At 65.6% G+C, this 19,340-nt stretch carries 16 protein-coding genes; 9 read left to right on the top strand and 7 right to left on the bottom strand.

Annotated elements, in window-relative coordinates:
• Window positions 1-65 precede the first annotated feature (65 nt).
• Window positions 66-848: a phosphoribosylaminoimidazolesuccinocarboxamide synthase gene (gene purC / locus HT578_RS20285; RefSeq protein ID WP_039394652.1), complete on the bottom strand. Its 783-nt coding sequence runs from the start codon at window positions 846-848 to the stop codon at window positions 66-68.
• Between the two features lie 220 nt (window positions 849-1,068).
• Here purC and HT578_RS20290 point away from each other — a divergent pair, with 220 nt between their 5' ends.
• Window positions 1,069-1,656 (top strand): GNAT family N-acetyltransferase, encoded by a 588-nt coding sequence (locus HT578_RS20290; RefSeq protein WP_213504527.1) that lies wholly within the window; start codon window positions 1,069-1,071, stop codon window positions 1,654-1,656.
• 4 nt (window positions 1,657-1,660) lie between these two features.
• Here the strand turns inward: HT578_RS20290 and HT578_RS20295 are convergent, their stop codons facing one another.
• The 5 genes from HT578_RS20295 to HT578_RS20315 form a co-directional block, all read right to left on the bottom strand.
• On the bottom strand, window positions 1,661-2,155 hold the full coding sequence (locus tag HT578_RS20295; protein ID WP_239026386.1) for a low molecular weight protein-tyrosine-phosphatase: 495 nt from the start codon (window positions 2,153-2,155) through the stop codon (window positions 1,661-1,663).
• A 57-nt stretch (window positions 2,156-2,212) separates the two neighbouring features.
• Window positions 2,213-2,377, bottom strand: coding sequence for a hypothetical protein (locus tag HT578_RS20300; protein ID WP_213501227.1), 165 nt, complete (start codon window positions 2,375-2,377; stop codon window positions 2,213-2,215).
• A gap of 154 nt (window positions 2,378-2,531) precedes the next feature.
• The gene (locus HT578_RS20305; protein ID WP_213501228.1) at window positions 2,532-4,445 is read right to left on the bottom strand and encodes a response regulator; all 1,914 of its coding nucleotides are present in this window, start codon (window positions 4,443-4,445) and stop codon (window positions 2,532-2,534) included.
• Window positions 4,435-5,301 (bottom strand): CheR family methyltransferase, encoded by an 867-nt coding sequence (locus HT578_RS20310; protein ID WP_213501229.1) that lies wholly within the window; start codon window positions 5,299-5,301, stop codon window positions 4,435-4,437. The genes HT578_RS20305 and HT578_RS20310 overlap by 11 nt, the downstream gene beginning before the upstream one ends.
• A gap of 8 nt (window positions 5,302-5,309) precedes the next feature.
• On the bottom strand, window positions 5,310-8,438 hold the full coding sequence (locus HT578_RS20315) for a response regulator (RefSeq protein ID WP_213501230.1): 3,129 nt from the start codon (window positions 8,436-8,438) through the stop codon (window positions 5,310-5,312).
• Between the two features lie 283 nt (window positions 8,439-8,721).
• On the opposite strand from HT578_RS20315, the gene HT578_RS20320 reads away from it, so the two are divergent.
• Window positions 8,722-9,279, top strand: a complete 558-nt coding sequence (locus tag HT578_RS20320) for a hypothetical protein (protein ID WP_213501231.1) — start codon at window positions 8,722-8,724, stop codon at window positions 9,277-9,279.
• A gap of 15 nt (window positions 9,280-9,294) precedes the next feature.
• On the opposite strand, the gene HT578_RS20325 is transcribed toward HT578_RS20320, so the two are convergent.
• Complete coding sequence (locus HT578_RS20325) at window positions 9,295-9,894, bottom strand: cysteine hydrolase family protein (protein WP_213501232.1); 600 nt, start codon at window positions 9,892-9,894, stop codon at window positions 9,295-9,297.
• Window positions 9,895-9,996: 102 nt separating this feature from the next.
• Here HT578_RS20325 and HT578_RS20330 point away from each other — a divergent pair, with 102 nt between their 5' ends.
• From HT578_RS20330 to HT578_RS20360, 7 genes are all read left to right on the top strand, one after another.
• Window positions 9,997-10,701 (top strand): NUDIX hydrolase, encoded by a 705-nt coding sequence (locus HT578_RS20330; protein ID WP_239026387.1) that lies wholly within the window; start codon window positions 9,997-9,999, stop codon window positions 10,699-10,701.
• Between the two features lie 101 nt (window positions 10,702-10,802).
• Entirely contained in the window at window positions 10,803-12,107 is a 1,305-nt protein-coding gene (pncB, locus tag HT578_RS20335) for a nicotinate phosphoribosyltransferase (protein ID WP_039394634.1), read from the top strand.
• Between the two features lie 77 nt (window positions 12,108-12,184).
• Entirely contained in the window at window positions 12,185-12,745 is a 561-nt protein-coding gene (locus tag HT578_RS20340) for an RNA polymerase sigma factor (RefSeq protein ID WP_213501233.1), read from the top strand.
• Window positions 12,733-13,707 carry a FecR family protein gene (locus HT578_RS20345; protein WP_213501234.1) on the top strand — a complete coding sequence of 325 codons (975 nt, stop codon included), beginning with the start codon at window positions 12,733-12,735 and terminating at the stop codon, window positions 13,705-13,707. The genes HT578_RS20340 and HT578_RS20345 overlap by 13 nt, the downstream gene beginning before the upstream one ends.
• Window positions 13,708-13,833: 126 nt before the next feature.
• Window positions 13,834-17,043 (top strand): TonB-dependent receptor, encoded by a 3,210-nt coding sequence (locus tag HT578_RS20350; RefSeq protein ID WP_213501235.1) that lies wholly within the window; start codon window positions 13,834-13,836, stop codon window positions 17,041-17,043.
• Window positions 17,044-17,060: 17 nt separating this feature from the next.
• On the top strand, window positions 17,061-18,326 hold the full coding sequence (locus HT578_RS20355; protein WP_213501236.1) for a purple acid phosphatase family protein: 1,266 nt from the start codon (window positions 17,061-17,063) through the stop codon (window positions 18,324-18,326).
• Window positions 18,327-18,443: 117 nt separating this feature from the next.
• A complete protein-coding gene (locus HT578_RS20360; RefSeq protein ID WP_213501237.1) occupies window positions 18,444-19,331 on the top strand; it encodes a LysR family transcriptional regulator in 888 nt (295 codons plus the stop codon).
• Window positions 19,332-19,340: the final 9 nt, after the last annotated feature.

Here is a 19,340-nt window from a genome sequence, read left to right on the forward strand (position 1 = left end):
GGCCCCCGGTCATGCGTGGATGACCGGGGGCCTCTAAATTCGTATCAGCCGGGCGGCTGTGAAGCTTACTTGCCGCGCAGCTTGCGGTGCTGCGAGAGGTCGAGGACTTCGCTCGGGCCGCTGTCGTCCTGGAGCAGGCCGAGACGGCGGGCGACTTCCTGGTAGGCTTCTTCCTCACCGCCGAGGTCGCGGCGGAAGCGGTCCTTGTCGAGCTTTTCGCCCGAGACCATGTCCCACAGGCGGCAGCCGTCGGGGCTGATCTCGTCGGCGAGGATCACGCGGCTGAAGTCGCCGTCCCAGATGCGGCCGAACTCGAGCTTGAAGTCGACAAGGCGGATGTTGATGGCCGCGAACATGCCGGCCATGAAGTCGTTGACGCGGATCGCCATCGCGGCGATGTCCTGCATCTCCTCGTTGTTGGCCCAGCCAAAGCACGCGATGTGCTCTTCAGCGACGAGGGGGTCGCCCAGCGCATCGTCCTTGTAGCAGTACTCGATCAGCGTGTGCGGCAGCATCTCGCCCTCGGGAATGCCCAGGCGCTTGGAGATGGAGCCGGCCGCGACGTTGCGCACGACGACTTCGATGGGGATGATCTCGACCTGGCGGACCAGCTGTTCGCGCATGTTGAGGCGGCGAATGAAGTGGTTGGGCACACCGATGTGGTTGAGGCGCGAGAAGACGTACTCGCTGATGCGGTTGTTGATGACGCCCTTGCCCTGGATCGTGCCCTTCTTCTGGGCGTTGAAGGCGGTCGCATCGTCCTTGAAGTACTGGATCAGGGTACCGGGCTCGGGGCCCTCGTAGAGGATCTTGGCCTTGCCTTCGTAGATCTGGCGGCGACGGGTCATTCGGGTGATCCTTGCAACGTGAAATTGAGCAACTGAAAAAGAGCAAACCCCGGCTGCGGCGTCGCTTTGGCGACCTGTGGGCCCGGGGTCGTTCAGCGCCGCATATAAAGCAACCGGGGCCAAAATCAAACGGCGCGATTGGGACGGGGACTTGCGCGGGGGGAGCGGGATGCGCCAGGCTCGCGGCAAGGGTTTGGGCGTGAGGAAGAAAGAGGCCGGAATGGACGTGGCGATACGGGCACTGGAAGGCGCCGAGGTGCGGGCCATGGCCGGGCAGCTGGCGCAGCTGCGCATGGAGGTCTTCGCGGCCTGGCCCTATCTCTATGATGGCGATGCCGCCTACGAGGAAGCCTATCTGCGCGAGTTCATCGAGGCAAAGGGCAGTGTCCTCATCGCGGCCCTTGCCGGGGATCGGCTGGTCGGCGCGGCGACGGCCTCGCCGATGCACGCGCAGAAGGCGGAATTTCGCGCGCCCTTCGAGGCGCGGGGGATCGCGACGCCGGAGCTCTTCTATTTCGGCGAGTCGGTTCTCCTCTCGGACTACCGCGGGCAGGGCATCGGCCATGCCTTCTTCGACGCCCGTGAGGCGGCTGCCCGCGAATACGGGGCGCACGCGGCGACCTTTGCAGCCGTGGTGCGATCCGAGGATCACCCGGATCGTCCTTCCGACTACCGCCCGCTCGACCCTTTCTGGCGCGCGCGCGGCTATGCGCCGGTCGAAGGGCTGGTCACCGAACTTGCCTGGAAGGACCACCGCGAGGCGCAGGAAAGCGCCAAGCCCATGCAGTACTGGCTGCGCCGCTTCTGAAGGCTCAGTCCTGTCCGGCAAGCTCGCGCACGAGGGTGTCGGCGGCGCGGCGGACTTGATCCCAGGTGATGGCAAAGCCTTCCTCGCCCCCGAAGTAGGGATCCTCGACGTCCTCGCCTTCACGCCCGGGCACATGATCGAGCAGGAGCGAGAGCTGCCCATGTGCATCGGTGGGTGCCAGGGCCTCCAGGTCTGCGAGGTTCTGCGCGTCCATGGCGATGATCCGGTCGAAGCGCGCGAAGTCGGCCGGGGAAACCTGCCGGGCGCGGTAGTGCCCGATGTCGATGCCGTGGCGCCGGGCCTCGGCGCGCGAGCGCGGATCGGGCGCCTTGCCGATGTGCCAGGAGCCGGTTCCGGCCGAATCGATTTCAAGCGCGAGGCCCGCCTTCGTCGCGGCTTCGCGCAGGGCGGCTTCGGCCAGCGGCGAACGGCAGATGTTGCCAAGGCACACGAAGAGCACCGATGCGGCAGGTGCGGGCCGGCACGAGGAGGTCATCATGCCGATCTAGGCCAGCTCGTGGTCTGCGTCACCCCCCGGCCCGCGCCCTGCACGGCGTTAAAGCGCGCGTAGGAAACGCAGGAGGCGCTCGCCCAGTTCGGTGATGAGGCCGGGCTCGTCCATCGGCTGGATGGGCCCGTGAATCTGGCGCCTGAGCATGGGGTCGAGCGGCGCGCGGAGCGTGGCGGTGCGGGACGAGGTTTCAAGGGCGGAGCGGGGCATGGGCGTATCCTGACTAGTGGCGGCAGGCCGGGTCTGTCGGTCCCGGCGTGGCCACTGTGAAGGAGGACGGGTAACCCTTTTCCTTGCGCTTCTCCGTCAGGTTTGCCGGAGGGGCGTGGTAACCCGTGTTAACCCTTTTTTGGAGGCGCTCCCGCTACCCCGCGGTGTTGCGTATCTCGTGCGCGAGTTCGGCGATCACGGCATGGACCTCGCGCCCGAGGAAGGGCTTGGCGAGCATCGGGCGATGGCCGTGGTTCGCGGGAAGGTGCTGCCGGTCGTAGCCGCTCACGAAGGCGAAGGGCGTGTCCTGTGCCGCGAGGGCATCGGCCACCGGGTCGATCCGCTCTCCGTTGAGATTGCCGTCGAGAAGCGCAAGATCGGGATGGGCCTGTTCGATGATGCCGATGGCCTGCTCGCACGAGGAGGCAGGGCCGATCGCGATGCCACCGTTGTCCTCGATCTCCATGGCCAGTTCCATGGCCACGAGCGGTTCGTCCTCGACGATGAGGATGCGCAGATTGTCGAGCGAGGGCAGGGGAATGGCCTGGGCGGGTTCGCTTTGCGGTTCGGAAATAGGCAGCGGCTCTGGCGGCGCGGGGGCGAGCTCTTGCACGGGCGCGCACGCCTTGGTGTCGGATGCTGGCAGATCGGCAAGAGCCGCGGTTTCGGGTTCGTCGCACGCAGCGCACTCCGAGCCGGTGACGAGCGGAACCATGAGATCCCAGCGCACGCCTTCGGGAGCATAGTCGGCATGGATCCGCGCGCCGTCCGACGCGAGACTGCCTTCGATCAGGCTGGAGCCGAAGCCGCGTCGTTCGGGCTTGACCACGGGCGGACCACCCGCTTCCTGCCAGCGTAGCGAAATCCATTCGCCCTCGCGGGTCCAGCTGAGGCTGACGGTGCCGGTCTCGTTGGAAAGGGCGCCGTACTTGTGCGCGTTGGTCGCCAGTTCGTGCAGGATCAGCGAGAAGCGCAGCGCCAGTTCGGGAGGCAGGTCGATGTCGGGTCCGGAAAGGCGCAGGCGATCCTCGCCGATGGCGCCGATGGCGACCTGGTCCGCGACGAGATGGCGCAGGCTGGCGCTGTCCCAGGTCGTCGCGCTCAGCAGCGAATGCGCGCGCGAGAGCGCCTGGATGCGTCCGGTGAAGGCTTCCTGGAAGTCCTGGGGCGAACGGGCGTGGCGAAAACCCTGTGAGGAGATGGCCTGTACGGTTGCAAGGGTGTTCTTCACCCGGTGGTTCAGCTCGCCGATGAGCAGGCGCTGGGTGCGTTCGGCCCGGCGTCGTTCGGTGACGTCGATCATCGAGAGCATGATGCTGCCGTGCGAGCCGCTGCTGCGCGGCAGGGCGCTGGCGTACCATTCGCCCTCGCGACGGGCGCCATCGGCGCGCCGGAAACGGTGATCCTGGACGGCGCGGCGACCCTCGCTGTCGAGAAGCTCGCGGATCGCGTCCTGGACCGAGGCACGCTCCTCGTCGAGGAAGAAGGGCGCATCCTGCAGGCGCAGGCCGATCATGTCCTGGGCGTGGTAGCCGATGGTGCGCTCGGCGCCCTTGAACCAGTTGAGGATGCGCAGGTCCGCATCGACTTCCAGCGTGGCGAGCAGTGAATTGTCGCCATAGGCCCGCAGCCGCCCGAGTGCGGCGCCCAGTTCGTCGCGCTGGTTGGCGATCTCGCGGCGCTGGCGGGCCAGCTCGACGAAGACCGCGACCTTGGAATTGAGGATCGTGATATCGAGCGGCTTGAGCAGATAGTCGACCGCGCCCGCCTCGAAGCCGCGGAACTTGCGGCGCTCGTCGGTGGCGACGGCGGTGAGGAAGATGATCGGGATGCCGCGTGTACGCTCGGTCCCGCGCATCAGCTCGGCGAGTTCGAAGCCGTCCATTCCGGGCATCTGCACGTCGAGGAGCGCCAGCGCGAAGTCGTCCTTGAGCAGGTACTCCAGAGCATCGAGCCCCGAGCTTGCCGTGACCAGCTCGACTCCGGGCTGGTCGAGTGCAGCCTCCAGCGCCACCAGGTTTTCCTGGATGTCGTCCACGGCCAGAATCTTGATCGGCTCATTCGGCATAAACGGCCTCCTGACTGGAATGGGCACGGCGCCGCCACACCTTTTCATCGGGTGCGAAGTCGGCAAAATTCTCGCGCTCGGGGGAGAAAAGTACGGTTTCCTTGGATCCCAGGCCGAGGAAGCCGCCAGGCGGGAGCGAGCGGGCGAACAGGCCGAGCGCGCGGTCCTGGAGAGCCCGGTCGAAGTAGATCAGGACATTGCGGCTCGACACGAAATGGACCTCCGAGAAGACCGCGTCACTGGCCAGGTTGTGGTCGGCAAAGACCACCCGGCTGCGCAAGGTGGGGGCGAAGCGGGCAACGCCGTAGTTGGCGGTGTAGTAGTCCGAGAGCGAGCCCTTGCCGCCCGCCTCGCGGTAGTTGCGCGAGAAGCCGGGCAGGCGGTCGATCTCGAAGATCCCGGCCTTGGCCCGTTCCAGCGCGGCGGTGTTGATGTCGGTGCAGTAGAACAAGGTGCGGTCTTCCAGCCCCTCTTCGCGAAAGAGGATCGCGAGCGAGTAGAACTCCTCACCATTCGCGCAGCCTGCGATCCACACCTTGATCGAGGGCCAGGTGCGCAGGTGGGGCACCACCTTCTCGCGGATCGTGCGGAAGTAGTCCGGGTCGCGGAACATGTCGCTGACCTGGATGGTCAGGAAGCCGATGAGTTCGGGCAGGCATTCAGGCTCGTGCAGGATCTGGTCGAGCAGGCCGGAGAGGTTGGCATGGCCGAAATGGGCCTGCGCGCGCTGGAGGCGGCGCAGCACCGAAGTGCGCGAATAATCGCGGAAATCATACTGGTAGCGGCGCCAGATCGCCTCGATCAGGAGATCGAGTTCGATGTCCTCCAGGGTGTCCTCGCTGCGCATGTTCATCATCGCCCCGATTACCTGCGCGGCATCCACACGCGCACGAGGCTGAGCAGCTTGTCGATGTCGAGCGGTTTGGGCAGGTAATCGTTGGCGCCCGCTTCCAGGCACTCGCGGTGGTCGCGTTCCATCGCCTTGGCGGTGAGAGCAATGATCGGCAGGTTGGTCCATTCGCCCTGCTTGCGGATTTCGCGCATGCAGGTGAGGCCGTCCATTTCGGGCATCATGATGTCCATGAGGACGAGGTCGACCGGCGCACCGTCGCTGTCCGCCGCGCGGGCCAGCTCGGAGAGCGCTTCCAGGCCATTGCGCGCGATGCGTACGTTGACACCATGCGGTTCAAGCACCGAGGTCAGCGCGTAGACGTTGCGGATGTCATCCTCCACGACGAGGATCTGGCGGCCCTCCAGTGCGGCATCGCGGCCCAGCGAGCGGGCAAGCAGCTGCTGCTTTTCATCCGGAAGGTCGGAGACGACCTGGTGGAGGAAGAGCGTGACCTCGTCGAGCAGGCGTTCCGGGCTCTTGGCCCCCTTGATGATGATCGACTTGGAATAGCGGCGCAGGCGCATCTCCTCCTCGGAGGAGAGATCGCGGCCGGTGTAGACAATGACGGGCGGGAACGAGACGCTCTCGTCGTGGGAGAGGCGGTCGAGCAGGTCGAGGCCGGTCATGTCGGGCAGGTTGAGGTCAAGCACCATGCAGTCGAAGGTGTCGCTGGCGAGGCGCTCCAGGCATCCCGCCGCGCTCTGGACAGTGACCGTCTCGACATCGCGGCTGGCAAGCAACTGGTGGATGGCGTCGGCCTGGGTGGAATCGTCTTCCACCACCAGAACGCGGCGCAGGCGCTGGGCCATGCGCGCTTCGAGACCTTCGAGCATGGTCACCAGCGTTTCGCGCGCGACCGGCTTGAAGAGGTAGCCGACGGCCCCGCTCGCGAGGGCGTCGTGGTCATCGTGGTCTGCTGAGACGATATGCACCGGGATATGGCGCGTACGGGTATCGCGCTTGATACGGTCGAGCACCGAGAGGCCGGTGTGGTCGGGCAGATGCATGTCGAGGATGACCGCCTGGGGCAGGTACTGGCGCGCCAGCAGCGCGCCTTCGTCGGCGGTTCCTGCGACCAGGCACTGGAAGCCGGTCTCGTGCGCGATGTCGAGGAGGATGCGGGCAAATGCGGGATCGTCCTCGACGATGAGGATCGTGCGCGAATCGCCGGTGAGGTTCTCCCGGTCGTCGGGGACGAATGGCGTGGTGGACGCGGCAGGAAGGTGGGGTGCGCTCCCGATTGATCCACTGCGCGCGCTGCGCTCTTCGGACGTGCTCGAAGCGGGCCTGGACGCTGGGCCGGTCTCGCTGGGCTGGAAAGTCCGGGGCACGGTGAGAGTGAAGGCGCTGCCTTCGCCCTGCGTGCTTTCCAGCGTGATCGCGCCGCCGAGCAGGCTGGCGAGTTCGCGCGAGATCGAAAGGCCAAGGCCGGTTCCGCCGTACTTGCGGGCAATCCCGCCATCCGCCTGGCGGAACGCTTCGAAGATCGCCTCACGCTGGTCCTCGGGGATGCCGGGCCCGGTGTCGCGCACGGTGAAGGCCAGGGCATCACCCGGCGCCTTGGTGACTTCGAGCGCGACTTCGCCCTTCTCGGTGAACTTGATCGCGTTCGAGAGGAAGTTCTTGATGATCTGCTCGAAGCGCAGGGGATCGGTCTCGAAATTGCGCGGGGCGTCATCGCTCTGGGTGATGCGCAGGGCAAGGCGCTTGTCGGCCGCGGCGCTCGCGAAGCTGTCGCGCAGCTTGGCGAGGAGAACCTCGACGGGCAGTTCGCGCGCTTCGAGGTCGATGCGTCCGGCCTCGATCTTGGAGATGTCGAGAACGTCGTTGATGAGGGTGAGCAGGTCGTTGCCCGAAGTCTCGATCGTCTGCGCGTAGCGGACCTGTTCCTCGTTGAGATTGCCGCCGCGATTGTCGGCAAGGAGGCGCGCCATGATGAGCAGCGAATTGAGCGGCGTGCGCAGCTCATGGCTCATGTTGGCGAGGAATTCGGACTTGTAGCGGCTGGCCTGCTCCAGTTCCTCGGCCTGGGCGCGCATGCGGGTCTGGGCGCGGGTCAGTTCGTCGCGCTGGGCTTCCAGCGAGGCAGTCTGTTCCTCAAGCTGGGCGTTGGAGCGTTCCAGGTCCGCCTGCTGCGCTTCAAGCTGCTCCTGCGAGGACTGGAGCAGCTTGGTCTGCGCTTCCAGTTCGTCGTTGGTGGCGCGCAGCTCCTCGCTCTGGTTCTGCATTTCCTCGGCCTGCTGCTGGGTCTCGGAAAGCAGGTGCTCTAGCCGGGCGCGGTACTTGGCGGCGCGCAGCGCCACACCCAAGATGCCGGAAATACGTTCGAGGAAGTCGGGCACTTCATGGGCCAGGGTGCCGGGTTCGTCGAGGAAGGCGACTTCGATAAGGCCGTTGACCCGTCCATCGATGGTCGAGGCACCGATCACGAGGCGATCCGGGCGGGCCTGGCCCAGCGCCGAACCGAACGCGATGTAGCCCTCGGGGATACGGGTGATGGCGCGCGCTTTCCCGTGGTTGATCGTCTCGCCTAGCAGGCCGTCGCCGCGTTCGATGACGGCGGGGACCGCCGCATTCTCGGGTACCGCATAGCTGGCCGTACGGCGGTAGATGCCGTCGTCGTTGACGTAGAGCAGGCCCGCTGTGGCCCCGAAGGTGTTGCCCAGGAAGTTGAGAACCCGCGTGCCCAGATCCTCCAGCGAGAGGTTGCCCTGCAGCGCGCGGGCGAGGTCGGTCTCAGCCTGGCGCAAATGCTGTTCGAAGCGGGTGGCGTTGCGCATCGCGATGAAGGCGACGCCCATTCCGCCGATCAGCAGGTTGGTGATGCAGGCAAGCGTGCGGTTGACCAGCGCAAAGTCGTCCGAGCTGTTCTCGGGGGCCAGCACGAAGCCGACGACGATCAGGACGCAGGCCAGCACCGCAACCACGGCCGGGACGATCCGGTGCGGCGACAGGAAGGCCAGGGTGGTCGGAATGAGGTAGATGACCCAGAACGCCATGCCGAGCGGAAACGTGCTGTCGACGATCGCGGTGAGGAGCAGAAGGGCAGCCAGCAGCGTGTAGAGAAGAGGACGGGAATCGAGGGCGCGCGCAAAAGCCATGGTGTCTTTCTGGTAAGCAGGGGCGAGGGCCGGATCGCCTGCTGGAAACGGAATAGATCGAGCGAGGAAACGCAAGTGGTTGTAAAAGGTTCCGCGCACCTCGGCATTTTTGCGCAGGGCCTTGCCGAGGAGCGGCTTCGAAAGTGCGGCAAGGGGCGGGGGAATTTGCTCCGGTCACCTGCGATGCTGGCGATTGCCCGGATATTGCGCTGGCCTTGCACGCTTTTGCTGGCGTTTGCGCCGCGTCAAAGTTACCGTGCAGACGCTCGTCTAGGAGCGAGCCATGACATCCAGGAGCAACGCGCTGACCGGACAGGTTTCCATCGCCCACGACCTTCGCGGTGTCGGCAGCGACAGTGCCGCTGTGCGCCTGCTGCGCGACATGATGCTGTGCGCGGGCGGGACGATCCTGGGCGCTAAGGCGGATGGACGCCTAGCTTACTATACAATGCAGTCGATCTGCTCGGGCGATGGCTTCAACCTGCTGGCGAGCGTCTCGGTCCATCTGCGGATCCTGCCTGCCACCAGCGCGCTGATGATCCTGGTTGCGATTGCCTGCCAGTGGCCGGGCCGCGCGGCGCAAGGTTCGCGTCCCGCGTTCAGCCCGCGCGAACGGCTCGGGCGCTGGAGTGCCTTTGCGCTTCGCACCGGCCTTTTCTTCCTGGCGATGATGCTGGCTATGAGCGTGATGCAGCCGGTGGCCTTGTGGGTGCTGCCGCCTTCGCCGTCCTCGGCGGTGCTGGCCTCGGTCGTGGGCATGTTGCTGCTGGCGCTTGGTGCGGCGGCGCTGCGCCCGCTGGCGCTGCGGGTGCCGTTCCTTGTTCCGCTCTGCTGCCGCTAGCGGGGGCGGGGCGTCTCAGGCCTTCTCAAGATGGACGGGCTTTCCGGCAAGATCGCTGACGAGCACTTCGTCGATCTGGCGGTCTATGCCCTTGGTCAGCGCTTGCGGTACATGGACGGTAAAACCACGTTCGAGCAGCCCCTGGACAGCCCATAGCACGCAGTAGTCGGCCGCAACGCCGATGACGTTCACATCGCGAACCCCGCGCCTGGCCAGGTCTGCAAAGAACGCATCGCGTGCGATGGGCTGTGTGGGCCTGGCGTCGCTGCGCGCGCTGGTGAGCGTGAGACCAGCTTCGTTCCACATGTCGAAGACGCCTTTTTCCAGTTTCCAGGCCGGGATTTGCGCAGGAATCCGGTCGGGATCGAGCATGTTTGCCCAGCCTGCGCTTTCGCGCACGCAGTGAAGGGGAAAAGCCTCGGCCTCGGGCGATCCAGGATAGATCGCCGGGTCGTGAGTGTCGAAGGTGAAGAGAACGCCCTCGGTCGTCTCAGGATCGAGCGCCTCGAGCCAGGCCTGCATCGGCGCGACGAGTTCGTCCGCACCCGCCACGCTGAGCGCACCATCGGGCGCCATGAAATCTCGCTGCGTATCCACGACAATCACGAACGGCATCGGACATGTCTCCTTGGAGTGTTGTGCCTTGACTTATATTTGTCTCGAAAATAAGTAAAGCGCAACTTGCATATAAGGTGCGCTTTGGCGGATGACGACATTTTGGCGGGAGAGGATCCAGACGCCTACGCGCGCCTGTCCGTCTGCGTGGATATCGTGCTCATGGGCGTGCGCAAGGGCGCCCCATGCGCCTTGCTGCTACGGCGCGATGCAGCGCCCTTTGCAGGGCACGCTGCTCTTCCGGGCGGTTTTGTGGGCGCGCAGGAGGCGCTCGAGGACGCAGCCCGGCGTGTGCTTTGCAACAAGGCCGGGCTCCTCGATGTGCAGTGCGAGCAGCTCTATACTTTTGGCGAGGTCGCGCGCGATCCGCGACGGCGCATCGTGACTGTGGCCTGGCTGGCGCTTCTGGCTCCCGCGGCTCTTGAAGCCGCACTGGAGGCCAATCCTGAACTGCTCTGCGCCACGCTGGCCGTGCCGGATGGTGATGGTTCGGACGACATCGCCGTGCTGGACCCTACCGGAGCGCGGCTCCTTCTTGCGTTCGATCACGAGCAGATCCTGGCCCTTGCGCTGGAGCGTCTGCGCGGCAAGCTCGATTATACCGCCGTCGGCTTCGATCTCCTGCCTTCGTTCTTCACCCTGCGCCAGCTTCAGGACGTGCACGAGGCGATCCGGGGAACCACGCTCAACAAGCCCGCATTCCGGCGGCGCATGATCGACAAGGGTTGGATTGCGCCGACCGGCACGCGCGAAACCGGTACGTCCCATCGTCCCGCCGAGCTCTATCGTTTCCGGGGGCTGAGCTGAGCGATGGGCGCGCGCTGGCCGCACCTGATGTTGCAATGCCTGCGCGCACGCGGGGCCGGCATTGTGTTTCTTCCCTCCCGCAATCGGCTAAGGAGCCTGGCATGACCGTAACCGACATTGCACGGCGCAGCTACGACCACGGCTTCCGGCTCGACCCCATCGTGCGCAGCCTGCTCGACACCGACTTCTACAAGTTGCTGATGCTGCAGATGATCCATCATATCCACGGCGATGTCGATGCGACGTTTTCGCTGATCAACCGCACGAAATCGGTGCGGCTGGCCGAGATCATCGATGAGGACGAACTGCGCGCCCAGCTCGACTATGCGCGCTCGGTGCGCTTTGCCAAGAAGGAGCTGATCTGGCTCGCGGGCAACAGCTTCTACGGCAAGCAGCAGATGTTCAAGCCGGACTTCCTGGCCTGGCTCGCGGACTTCCAGCTTCCCGAGTATGATCTGCGCAAGGTCGACGGGCAGTATGAACTGCGCTTCGAAGGCCCCTGGACGCACACCACCATGTGGGAGATCCCCGCGCTCGCCATCGTCAACGAACTGCGTTCGCGCGCGGCGCTTGCCGGGCGGGGCAAGTTCGCGCTCGATGTCGTCTACGCGCGCGCCAAGGCGCGGCTGTGGGACAAGGTGGAGCGCCTGCGGCAATTGCCTGACCTTGCCATCTCCGACTTCGGCACGCGGCGGCGGCACGGCTTTTTGTGGCAACGCTGGTGCGTCGAGGCCCTGAAGGAGGGGCTGGGGGACCGCTTCATCGGCACTTCCAACGTGCTTCTTGCGATGGATGCCGACCTCGAGGCGATCGGCACCAACGCGCACGAGTTGCCGATGGTGGCCGGTGCGCTGGCGACGAGTGACGCCGCGCTCGCCCACGCCCCCTACCAGGTGCTGGAAGACTGGCAGCAGCACTACAACGGCAATCTCCTGATCGCGCTGCCCGACGCCTTCGGCTCGACCGCGTTCCTGCGCAACGCGCCCGACTGGCTGGCGCGCTGGACAGGCTTTCGCCCGGACAGCGCGCCGCCCATCGAGGGGGGCGAGCAGATCATCCGCTGGTGGGAGGAACGCGGCGTCGATCCGCGCACCAAGCTCATCATCTTTTCCGATGGCATGGACATCGACACCATCGAGGAAACCTACCATCACTTCCACGGCCGGGTGCGGATGAGCTTTGGCTGGGGCACCAACCTCACCAACGACTTTCGCGATTGCGACCCGGAAGGGCAGGCCGGGCTCGAGCCGATCTCGCTGGTCTGCAAGGTGACGCAGGCCAACGGGCGACCGGCGGTCAAGCTGTCCGACAATCCGGCCAAGTCGACCGGCGATCCAGAGGAAGTTGCGCGTTATCTGCGCGTCTTCGGGGGGCAGGACCGCGTCGCCAGCGCGGTCGAGGTGTAGCGCAAGCGTCGCCAAACCGTCATGGAGCGCGGCTAGGGCGCACGGCTACCGTATCTCTGCACGGAAAAAACCGCGACGTGCCTCGACCCGATGCCCTCCAGATTGCCCGTGACGGCGATAGTCCCGGGACCGACTGGACCATGGTCCAATCCCGGCTCATCGGCTATCTGCGCGCCCGTGGGGCACGCGCGGATTTGGCCGAGGACATTGCGCAGGAAACCGTGCTGCGTCTGATCGCGATCAGTCGGACAAAGGAAATCGGGAGCGTCTTCGCGCTGGGGTTTCGCATTGCCGACAATCTCCTCGTCGATCAGCACCGCGCCGAGAGCCGCTACGCCGATGCGGGGGAGGGGGGCGAAGGCGAGGAAGGCCAGTGGCAGACCACGGCGCCCTCGCTGGACAGGGTGCTCGATTCCCGGCGCGCGATCGAAGTCTTCCAGCGCTGTCTCAACCGCATGCCGGCGCTGCGCCGCGAAGTGCTGGTGCGCCGCCGCTTGCGCAACGAGAGCTGCCGGGCCATTGGCGAGGACCTCGCGCTCAGCGGCAAGGCGGTCGAAAAGCACATAACCCGCGGCCTGGTGGACCTGCGCCGCGCGATGGAAAAGGCCGGGATCGATCCGGCGGGATGGCACGAATGATGGCGAGCGAACGCGCCGAGATCGAAAGCGCGGCGGCGCTCTGGCTCGAACGTATGCGCGGCCCCGTTCAGGACAGCGCCGTTGCGGCGCGCTTCGATGCCTGGATCGCCGAAGACCCGCGTCACGTGGAGAGCTACGCCCGAATGGCTTCGCTGTGGCAGTCCGAAGGCTTGGCGCTCGCTGCGTGTGCAACCCGCGCAGGCAATGACAATGGTGGGGAGCACGAAGACGCCGAGGGCGGGCCGCGCGCGCGCGCATATCGCCGCTGGTTCGGACTGGTGGCGGGGCTTGCGTCACTCGCGGCTGCCGTGCCGCTCGCGCAGGGACTGTTCGCACCGACCCATACCTACGAAGCGCCCTGGGGGACAACGCGCGAGATCGCGCTTTCGGACGGTTCCCACATTCAGCTGAGTGGCGGTTCGCGTCTCTCGGTTCGGCTGACCCCCTGGTCGCGCGAAGCGGACCTGGAGAAGGGCGAGGCCTTCTTCGACGTGGCGCACGAAGCGCTGCGCGGTTTCGCGGTCGAGGCCGAGGGCGCACGCGTCGAAGTCCTGGGGACGGCCTTCGACATCGATGTGCTCGCAGGCGGGCGCCGCGAGGTGCGGGTCTATCGCGGGCTGGTGGAAGTCGCCGGCGCGAGCGGCACGTGGCGCCTGCCCGCAGGTACCGGGCTCATTCTTGATGGCGCCCATGTGCGCAGCCTTGAGGGTATCGGCGGAGATCGTCCGGGCTGGCTGGATGGCTGGTTTGATGCGCAGGACACGCGGCTGGACCGGCTCGTCGAGCGGCTCAACCGGACTTCGCGCATTCCCGTCGTACTTGACGATCCGCAGCTGGGAGAGCTGCGCGTCACGGGGCGCTTCGAAATGGATAGTCCCCAGGAAATCGTCGAGACGCTGGCGGCCATCCACGACCTGTCCTGGTCGCGCGAAGAGGGCCGTTACCGGATTGGCCGTCCGTAGCTGCGGGAACATTTATGTCTTTAAATTGGCATAGTAATTTAATAAAAGTGCCATAAAATTATTTTGTCGGGTTTTTAATTTCCAGAACGTCTTCCCCGCGTACTTGGTTACCATACAGGGGATTTCATGTTTCGCTCAGGATCCAGCCGCGCCGGTGTTTCGGCGCTGGCCCTTTCGCTTGCCTGCGTTTCGTTCACCGCCACACTCGCACCGGCCCATGCGGCAGGCGTACAGAGCTTTGCCTTTGCTATCCCTGCGCAGGACCTGGGGAGTGCGCTGCGCCAGTATTCGCGCGTGACGGGTCTGCAGGTTGCAGCCTCGGCCGATGTCGTGCGCGGGCGACGCAGTTCGGCCGTTTCAGGCTCGCTTTCGTCCGAGGCCGCCCTGACCCGTCTGGTGGCTGGTGCGGGCGTCGAGACCCGCCGCCAGGGGCGCACCATCATCGTGCGTCTGGCCGCCCCGAAGGCCGCCGCCAAGGTGGCCGTGGCGGCCGCGCCAGCGCGCACATCGGCTGCGGCCAGCAGCGTGGCCCTGGCTCCTGCCCCGGCTGACGATGAGATCGTGGTCACCGGCTACTTCGAGGCGGTGCAGGAATCGCTCGACAAGAAGCGCAACACGGATGTCGTCTCGGACACGGTGAGCGCCGACGACATGGGCAAGCTGCCCGCCAACAACGTGTCCGAAGCGCTCGCGCGCATGCCCGGCGTCAATGCGGTGCGCAGCGCGACCACGGGTGAGGGCGATCGTATTACCGTGCGCGGCCTCTCCACCGAGCTCAACAACTACTCGATCAACGGTGTGCGCCTGGGCGGCGCGGGCTCGCGCGATGATGTCTTCTACCGCGGCGTGCGTCTCTCGGTTCTGCCGCCCGACGGCATCAAGGAAATCACCGTCTACAAGACGCTGACGCCCGACCGCGATGGCGACGCGCTGGGTGGTTCGGTCGATATCTCCACCCCGACCGCCTTCGACCAGGACCCGACCTACTTCCGCTTCTCCGCCGAGGGGGGGATGCTGGACAAGTTCGACCACAGGAAGTCCGCGCAGGTCTCCACCGCCGCCTCGCGCCAGTTCTCCGATAACTTCGGTGTCTTCGTCTCGGGCAGCTGGAGCCGCCGCAAGTCGCAGTTCGAGCAGAACGGCGTCGATGGCGATAACCAGCCCGACACGTGGTACGCGGACAGCGAAACGCTGGGCTGGGACCCCAATCGCTTTGTCCTTCGCGGCATGAACCTGGGCTTTGGCGAGACCGAAGTGGAGCGCTGGGGCGTCAATTCGAGCGTCGACTTCCGCTCGGACAACCACGACTTCCACCTTCGCGGGCAGTACAACAAGTACCGCAAGAAGGAATTCCTCAACCGCCTGAACTTCCGCAACGACACCTCGCGCAATTCCACCCGGCTTTCTCAGGTCGACCGTTCGCGCGCCGATCTTGCCCAGCCTGAGGACGCCATCACCGGCTTCGACGAGGAACTGGGCCGCATCTACGGCTATACGCCCGGCGAAATCATCGACCGCGATGGCGACGGCATCATCACCGATGCGGACCGTTCGGCGCGCTCGACCTACAGCCTGGTCGGCAACTCGGGTGCCTGGGACCCTGCGGGCTTCCGCCTGCGCCGCTTCTGGGAGGGTTCGGCCGAGACGGGCAACCTGGCTTCGGCCAACTTTGGCGGTGTCTCGCGCTTCGGGGCGCTGACGCTCGATTATGACGTCTCCTATTCGCAGTCCGAGGACAACCTCGACGATGGCTACGAGCTGGAGTTCCGCAGCGACAAGTACGGCTGGCTGGGCAACCGCGGCGTGCTCTTCTCGGCGGCCGAGGACTCGCGCTTTCCCAAGTGGCTGCTGAACCCGGCAGGGCTTGCCGGAGTGCAGGATCCCAATGAATACGACTTCAACGGTCTTGAGGGCGAAGTGGGCGGTTCGAGCGAGAAGCTCTGGCAGGCGCAGTTCAACGCGCGTTGGGACGTGGATGGGCCGTTCCTGAAGTCGATCAAGACGGGCGGCAAATTCTACAACTCGCGCCGCCGCACCTATGAAGGCTCGTTCCTCGATCTCAATTCCGACGGCACGCTGGCCGATTTTGCCGGGCTCTACGGCAAGGAAATCACCAGCCTGTTCAGCGGCGCCTATTCCGGCGACTATCGCCTGGGCACCGTTCTCGACAACGAGGCGATGCTGTCTGAGCTGCAGCGTGCACAAGCGGGCGAGAGCAGCTACTTCGATGGCTTCGCGGTCGATCCCTCGCAGGCCGAGATCTCGGACGAGGACAGCTTCGAGTTCGAGGAGCGCGTCCTGTCCGCCTACCTCATGGGCACCGCGCAGATCGGCAAGGCGAAGATCATCGCGGGCGTGCGCATGGAAAACACGCGCAACACCATCGATGCCTGGAACATGGACCCGGTTCTGGGCGAGCGCTACACGCGCGACCGCACCAGCTTCACCAACTGGCTGCCCTCGATCCACGTCAACTACGACTTTGACGACAAGACCAAGCTGCGCGGCGCAATCTGGACCAGCTTTGCCCGTCCCGACATCGCCCGCATGAGCTCGGCGCGCGAATACGCCTACGACCGCGATCCCGATGGCGATGGCGTCCTCAACCCGACCTCGGACTGGATCCTGACCGGGATCGAGATGGGCAACCCGGACCTCAAGCCGCTGCGCTCGACCAACTTCGACATGTCGCTCGAACACTATGCAGGCCGCACCGGGGCCTACTCGGTCGCCCTGTTCTACAAGCAGATCGACAACTTCCTGTTCCGCTCGTCCTCCTCGAACATCCGCAACGGCACCGCCGGGGTGAACGTCAATCCCGAAGGCGTGGCGGTGACGATGCCCAACAACGGCAAGTGGGCGGACGTCTACGGCATGGAGATCAGCGCGCAGCAGCTCCTGCACTGGCTGCCGGGCGTGCTCGGTTCGCTGGGCGTGAGTGGCAACCTGACATTGCAGCGCTCGAAGGCCGAAACGGGCCTGTCCTGGCATCCCGATGGCTACACCCTGCCGCTGATGGAGACGCCCGAGACCATCGCCAACCTCCAGCTTTTCTGGGAGCGCGACGGCTGGGAGGTCTATGGTGCATGGAACTACCAGTCTAAGTTCATGGCCGGGATCAACGACTTCGGCAACGACCCTTACGAGCAGGCGTACAGCTTCGTCGACCTGACCTTCCGCAAGACCTTCCTCGAGAAGTCCTCGGTCCAGCTCCAGGTGCAGAACCTCTTCGATTCGCACACCTACTGGCAGACCGTTTCCTCGGGCGACGGGGCAAGCCGCGCCTACATCAAGAACGGGCGCTCGATCTCGCTCGGCTTCAACATGATCTTCTGATGCAAAAGAGACCTGCCATGACGATGCTTGCCAAGACCTTCCTGGCCGCTCTCCTTGCCGGTTCCTGTGTCGCCCCCGTGGCGGCGCAGGAGCAGGTGGCCGTGCTTGCTCCGGCAACCGCGGCGCCCGAGCGGATCATTCTCAACCTCACCGCCGACACCGCGCACGAGATGGCGGTGACCTGGCGCACGGCGCCGGGCCTTCCCGGTCGCGTCGAATATGCGGTGGCAACGCCCGGGCCGGACTTCGTGAAGACCCCGATGTCCCTGACGGCGATCACCGAAGAGGCGACCGTCGCGACCGAGGAGGACCCGGCTTTCCGGGCCGCCTACCATTCCGCCGTGATGAAGGACCTGAAGGCCGATACCGTTTATGCCTACCGCGTGGGGGATGGCACGCTCTGGTCGGAGTGGTTCCAGTTCCGCACGGCGGCGCAGGAGGCCAAGCCGTTCCGCTTCCTGTACATGGGCGACATGCAGAACCAGGTGCTTTCGCAGGCCTCGCGTACGCTGCGCATGGGCTTCCGCACGGCGGGCGATGTCGCCTTCACGATCCATGCGGGCGATCTCATCAACCACCACAATTCCGACCGGGAGTGGGGCGAGTGGTTTGCGGCCGGGGGCTTCCTCTACGCCCAGACCCCGCAGATGCCGACGCCGGGCAACCACGAATATGGCAAGGACGGGGCGGCCCGTGCAGGGTCTTCGGTCACGGGTCAGTGGCGCCACCAGTTCACGCTCCCCGAGAATGGCCCCAAGGGCGTTCCCGAGGCACGCGAGACACATTGGTACACCGACTACCAGGGGCTGCGGCTGATCTCGATCGATTCCCCGCAGCTTGATCGCAACGAAGCGGCGCGGGCGCAGACCATCGCCTGGCTGGACGACCTGCTGGCGAAGAACCCGAACCACTGGACCGTGATCTTCCTTCACTTCCCGCTGTTCTCCAGCGATCCCGACCGGGACAATCCCAAGGTGCGTTCGGCGCTGAAGCCGCTCATCGACAAATACGGGGTCGACCTGGTTCTGCAGGGCCATGACCATGGCTATGCGCGCGGGGCCATCGCTGCCTCCGGCCCGGTGCCGGACGGGCAGGGGGCTACCTACGTGGTCTCCGTCGCCGGCCCCAAGATGTACGACGTCGCCGAACTCGACTGGGCGCGCAAGTCGGCCGCGCGTACGCAGGCTTATCAGGTGATCGATGTGGACGGCGCAGACCTTGTCTACACTGCCTATACCGCCAATGGCGACGTCCTCGACACGATGAAGGTGCACAAGCCCTGATGCACTTGCGCGGACCGGAGAGCGAGCGATCCGGCTCTCCGGTCTGCCATCCCGGACAACGGCGCGTGCGCGATGGCTGGTTGCTCTCGGGCGCGAAACGGCTTAGCGGCGCGGTTCATGAAGCTCAGGCACATCGAGGTCTTTCACGCCGTCTACACGACCGGTTCGGTCAGCAAGGCGGCGCGCCAGCTCAACGTCTCGCAGCCCGCGGCGACCAATCTCCTGCGCCACGCCGAGGATCTCCTGGGGTTCCCCCTGTTCGACCGCGTGCGCGGGCGGCTGGTGCCCACGGCGGACGCGCATGAGCTGATCGCCCAGGCCGACGAGATTCAGGCCCAGGTCCATCATTTCCGCGAGATCGCCCAGAACCTTCGGCGCGGGCGGGGCCAGGTATTGCGAATTGCCACGCTTCCCGCGCTCGGCGTCGACTTCCTGCCGCGTGCCGTCGCCGAGTACGTGCGCGAGCATCCGGGCGTCGTCATTGATCTGAGCACCTCGCACCACGATGAGATGGCGGCCAAGCTCTACAAGCGCGAGACCGATCTCGTCATCTGCTATTCGCTTCCCCGCGGAACCCCGGTGGCGAGCGTCCCGCTCGGCGAGGCCGAGATGGTTGCGCTGTTTCGCGAGGAGGATTTTCCCGACGCGCCCGATCCCCTTCCGCTGGAGGCCCTGGAGGGACTTTCCTATGTCTCCACTTCGGACAGCGGGCCGCAGGCGCGCCTCGTTGCAAACGAATTGGCCGCGCGCGGTATCGAGCTGGAGCCGGTTGCGTCCTCGCGCTCCTATGCCATGGCGGCCGCGATGGTTCGGGCAGGAATGGGGGCGACTATCGTCGACCAACATACGGCCCTGGGCGCACTGCGTCCCGGCCTGACGATCCGTCCACTGGAGCCGCGCCAGCCCTACATGATCCAGGCTGCGCACTTGGAGGGGCGCCCACCTTCGCGCCTTGCGCTCGATTTCCTCGATCACGTACGTGCGCGCCTTGGGGCCGGAGGCTGATCGGCTCGC

This window comes from Novosphingobium decolorationis, assembly GCF_018417475.1.
Taxonomy (GTDB): Bacteria; Pseudomonadota; Alphaproteobacteria; order Sphingomonadales; family Sphingomonadaceae; genus Novosphingobium; species Novosphingobium decolorationis.

What these genes read in the sequence shown, in the direction of transcription:
- HT578_RS20300 (WP_213501227.1), bottom strand. Translation starts at nt 2,377, where the DNA reads ATGCCCCGCTCCGCCCTTGAAACCTCGTCCCGCACCGCCACGCTCCGC.
- HT578_RS20345 (WP_213501234.1), top strand. Translation starts at nt 12,733, where the DNA reads ATGGCACGAATGATGGCGAGCGAACGCGCCGAGATCGAAAGCGCGGCG.
- HT578_RS20315 (WP_213501230.1), bottom strand. Translation starts at nt 8,438, where the DNA reads ATGGCTTTTGCGCGCGCCCTCGATTCCCGTCCTCTTCTCTACACGCTG.
- HT578_RS20325 (WP_213501232.1), bottom strand. Translation starts at nt 9,894, where the DNA reads ATGCCGTTCGTGATTGTCGTGGATACGCAGCGAGATTTCATGGCGCCC.
- HT578_RS20360 (WP_213501237.1), top strand. Translation starts at nt 18,444, where the DNA reads ATGAAGCTCAGGCACATCGAGGTCTTTCACGCCGTCTACACGACCGGT.
- HT578_RS20355 (WP_213501236.1), top strand. Translation starts at nt 17,061, where the DNA reads ATGACGATGCTTGCCAAGACCTTCCTGGCCGCTCTCCTTGCCGGTTCC.
- purC (WP_039394652.1), bottom strand. Translation starts at nt 848, where the DNA reads ATGACCCGTCGCCGCCAGATCTACGAAGGCAAGGCCAAGATCCTCTAC.
- HT578_RS20305 (WP_213501228.1), bottom strand. Translation starts at nt 4,445, where the DNA reads ATGCCGAATGAGCCGATCAAGATTCTGGCCGTGGACGACATCCAGGAA.
- HT578_RS20290 (WP_213504527.1), top strand. Translation starts at nt 1,069, where the DNA reads ATGGACGTGGCGATACGGGCACTGGAAGGCGCCGAGGTGCGGGCCATG.
- HT578_RS20350 (WP_213501235.1), top strand. Translation starts at nt 13,834, where the DNA reads ATGTTTCGCTCAGGATCCAGCCGCGCCGGTGTTTCGGCGCTGGCCCTT.
- HT578_RS20295 (WP_239026386.1), bottom strand. Translation starts at nt 2,155, where the DNA reads ATGATGACCTCCTCGTGCCGGCCCGCACCTGCCGCATCGGTGCTCTTC.
- HT578_RS20320 (WP_213501231.1), top strand. Translation starts at nt 8,722, where the DNA reads ATGACATCCAGGAGCAACGCGCTGACCGGACAGGTTTCCATCGCCCAC.
- pncB (WP_039394634.1), top strand. Translation starts at nt 10,803, where the DNA reads ATGACCGTAACCGACATTGCACGGCGCAGCTACGACCACGGCTTCCGG.
- HT578_RS20310 (WP_213501229.1), bottom strand. Translation starts at nt 5,301, where the DNA reads ATGATGAACATGCGCAGCGAGGACACCCTGGAGGACATCGAACTCGAT.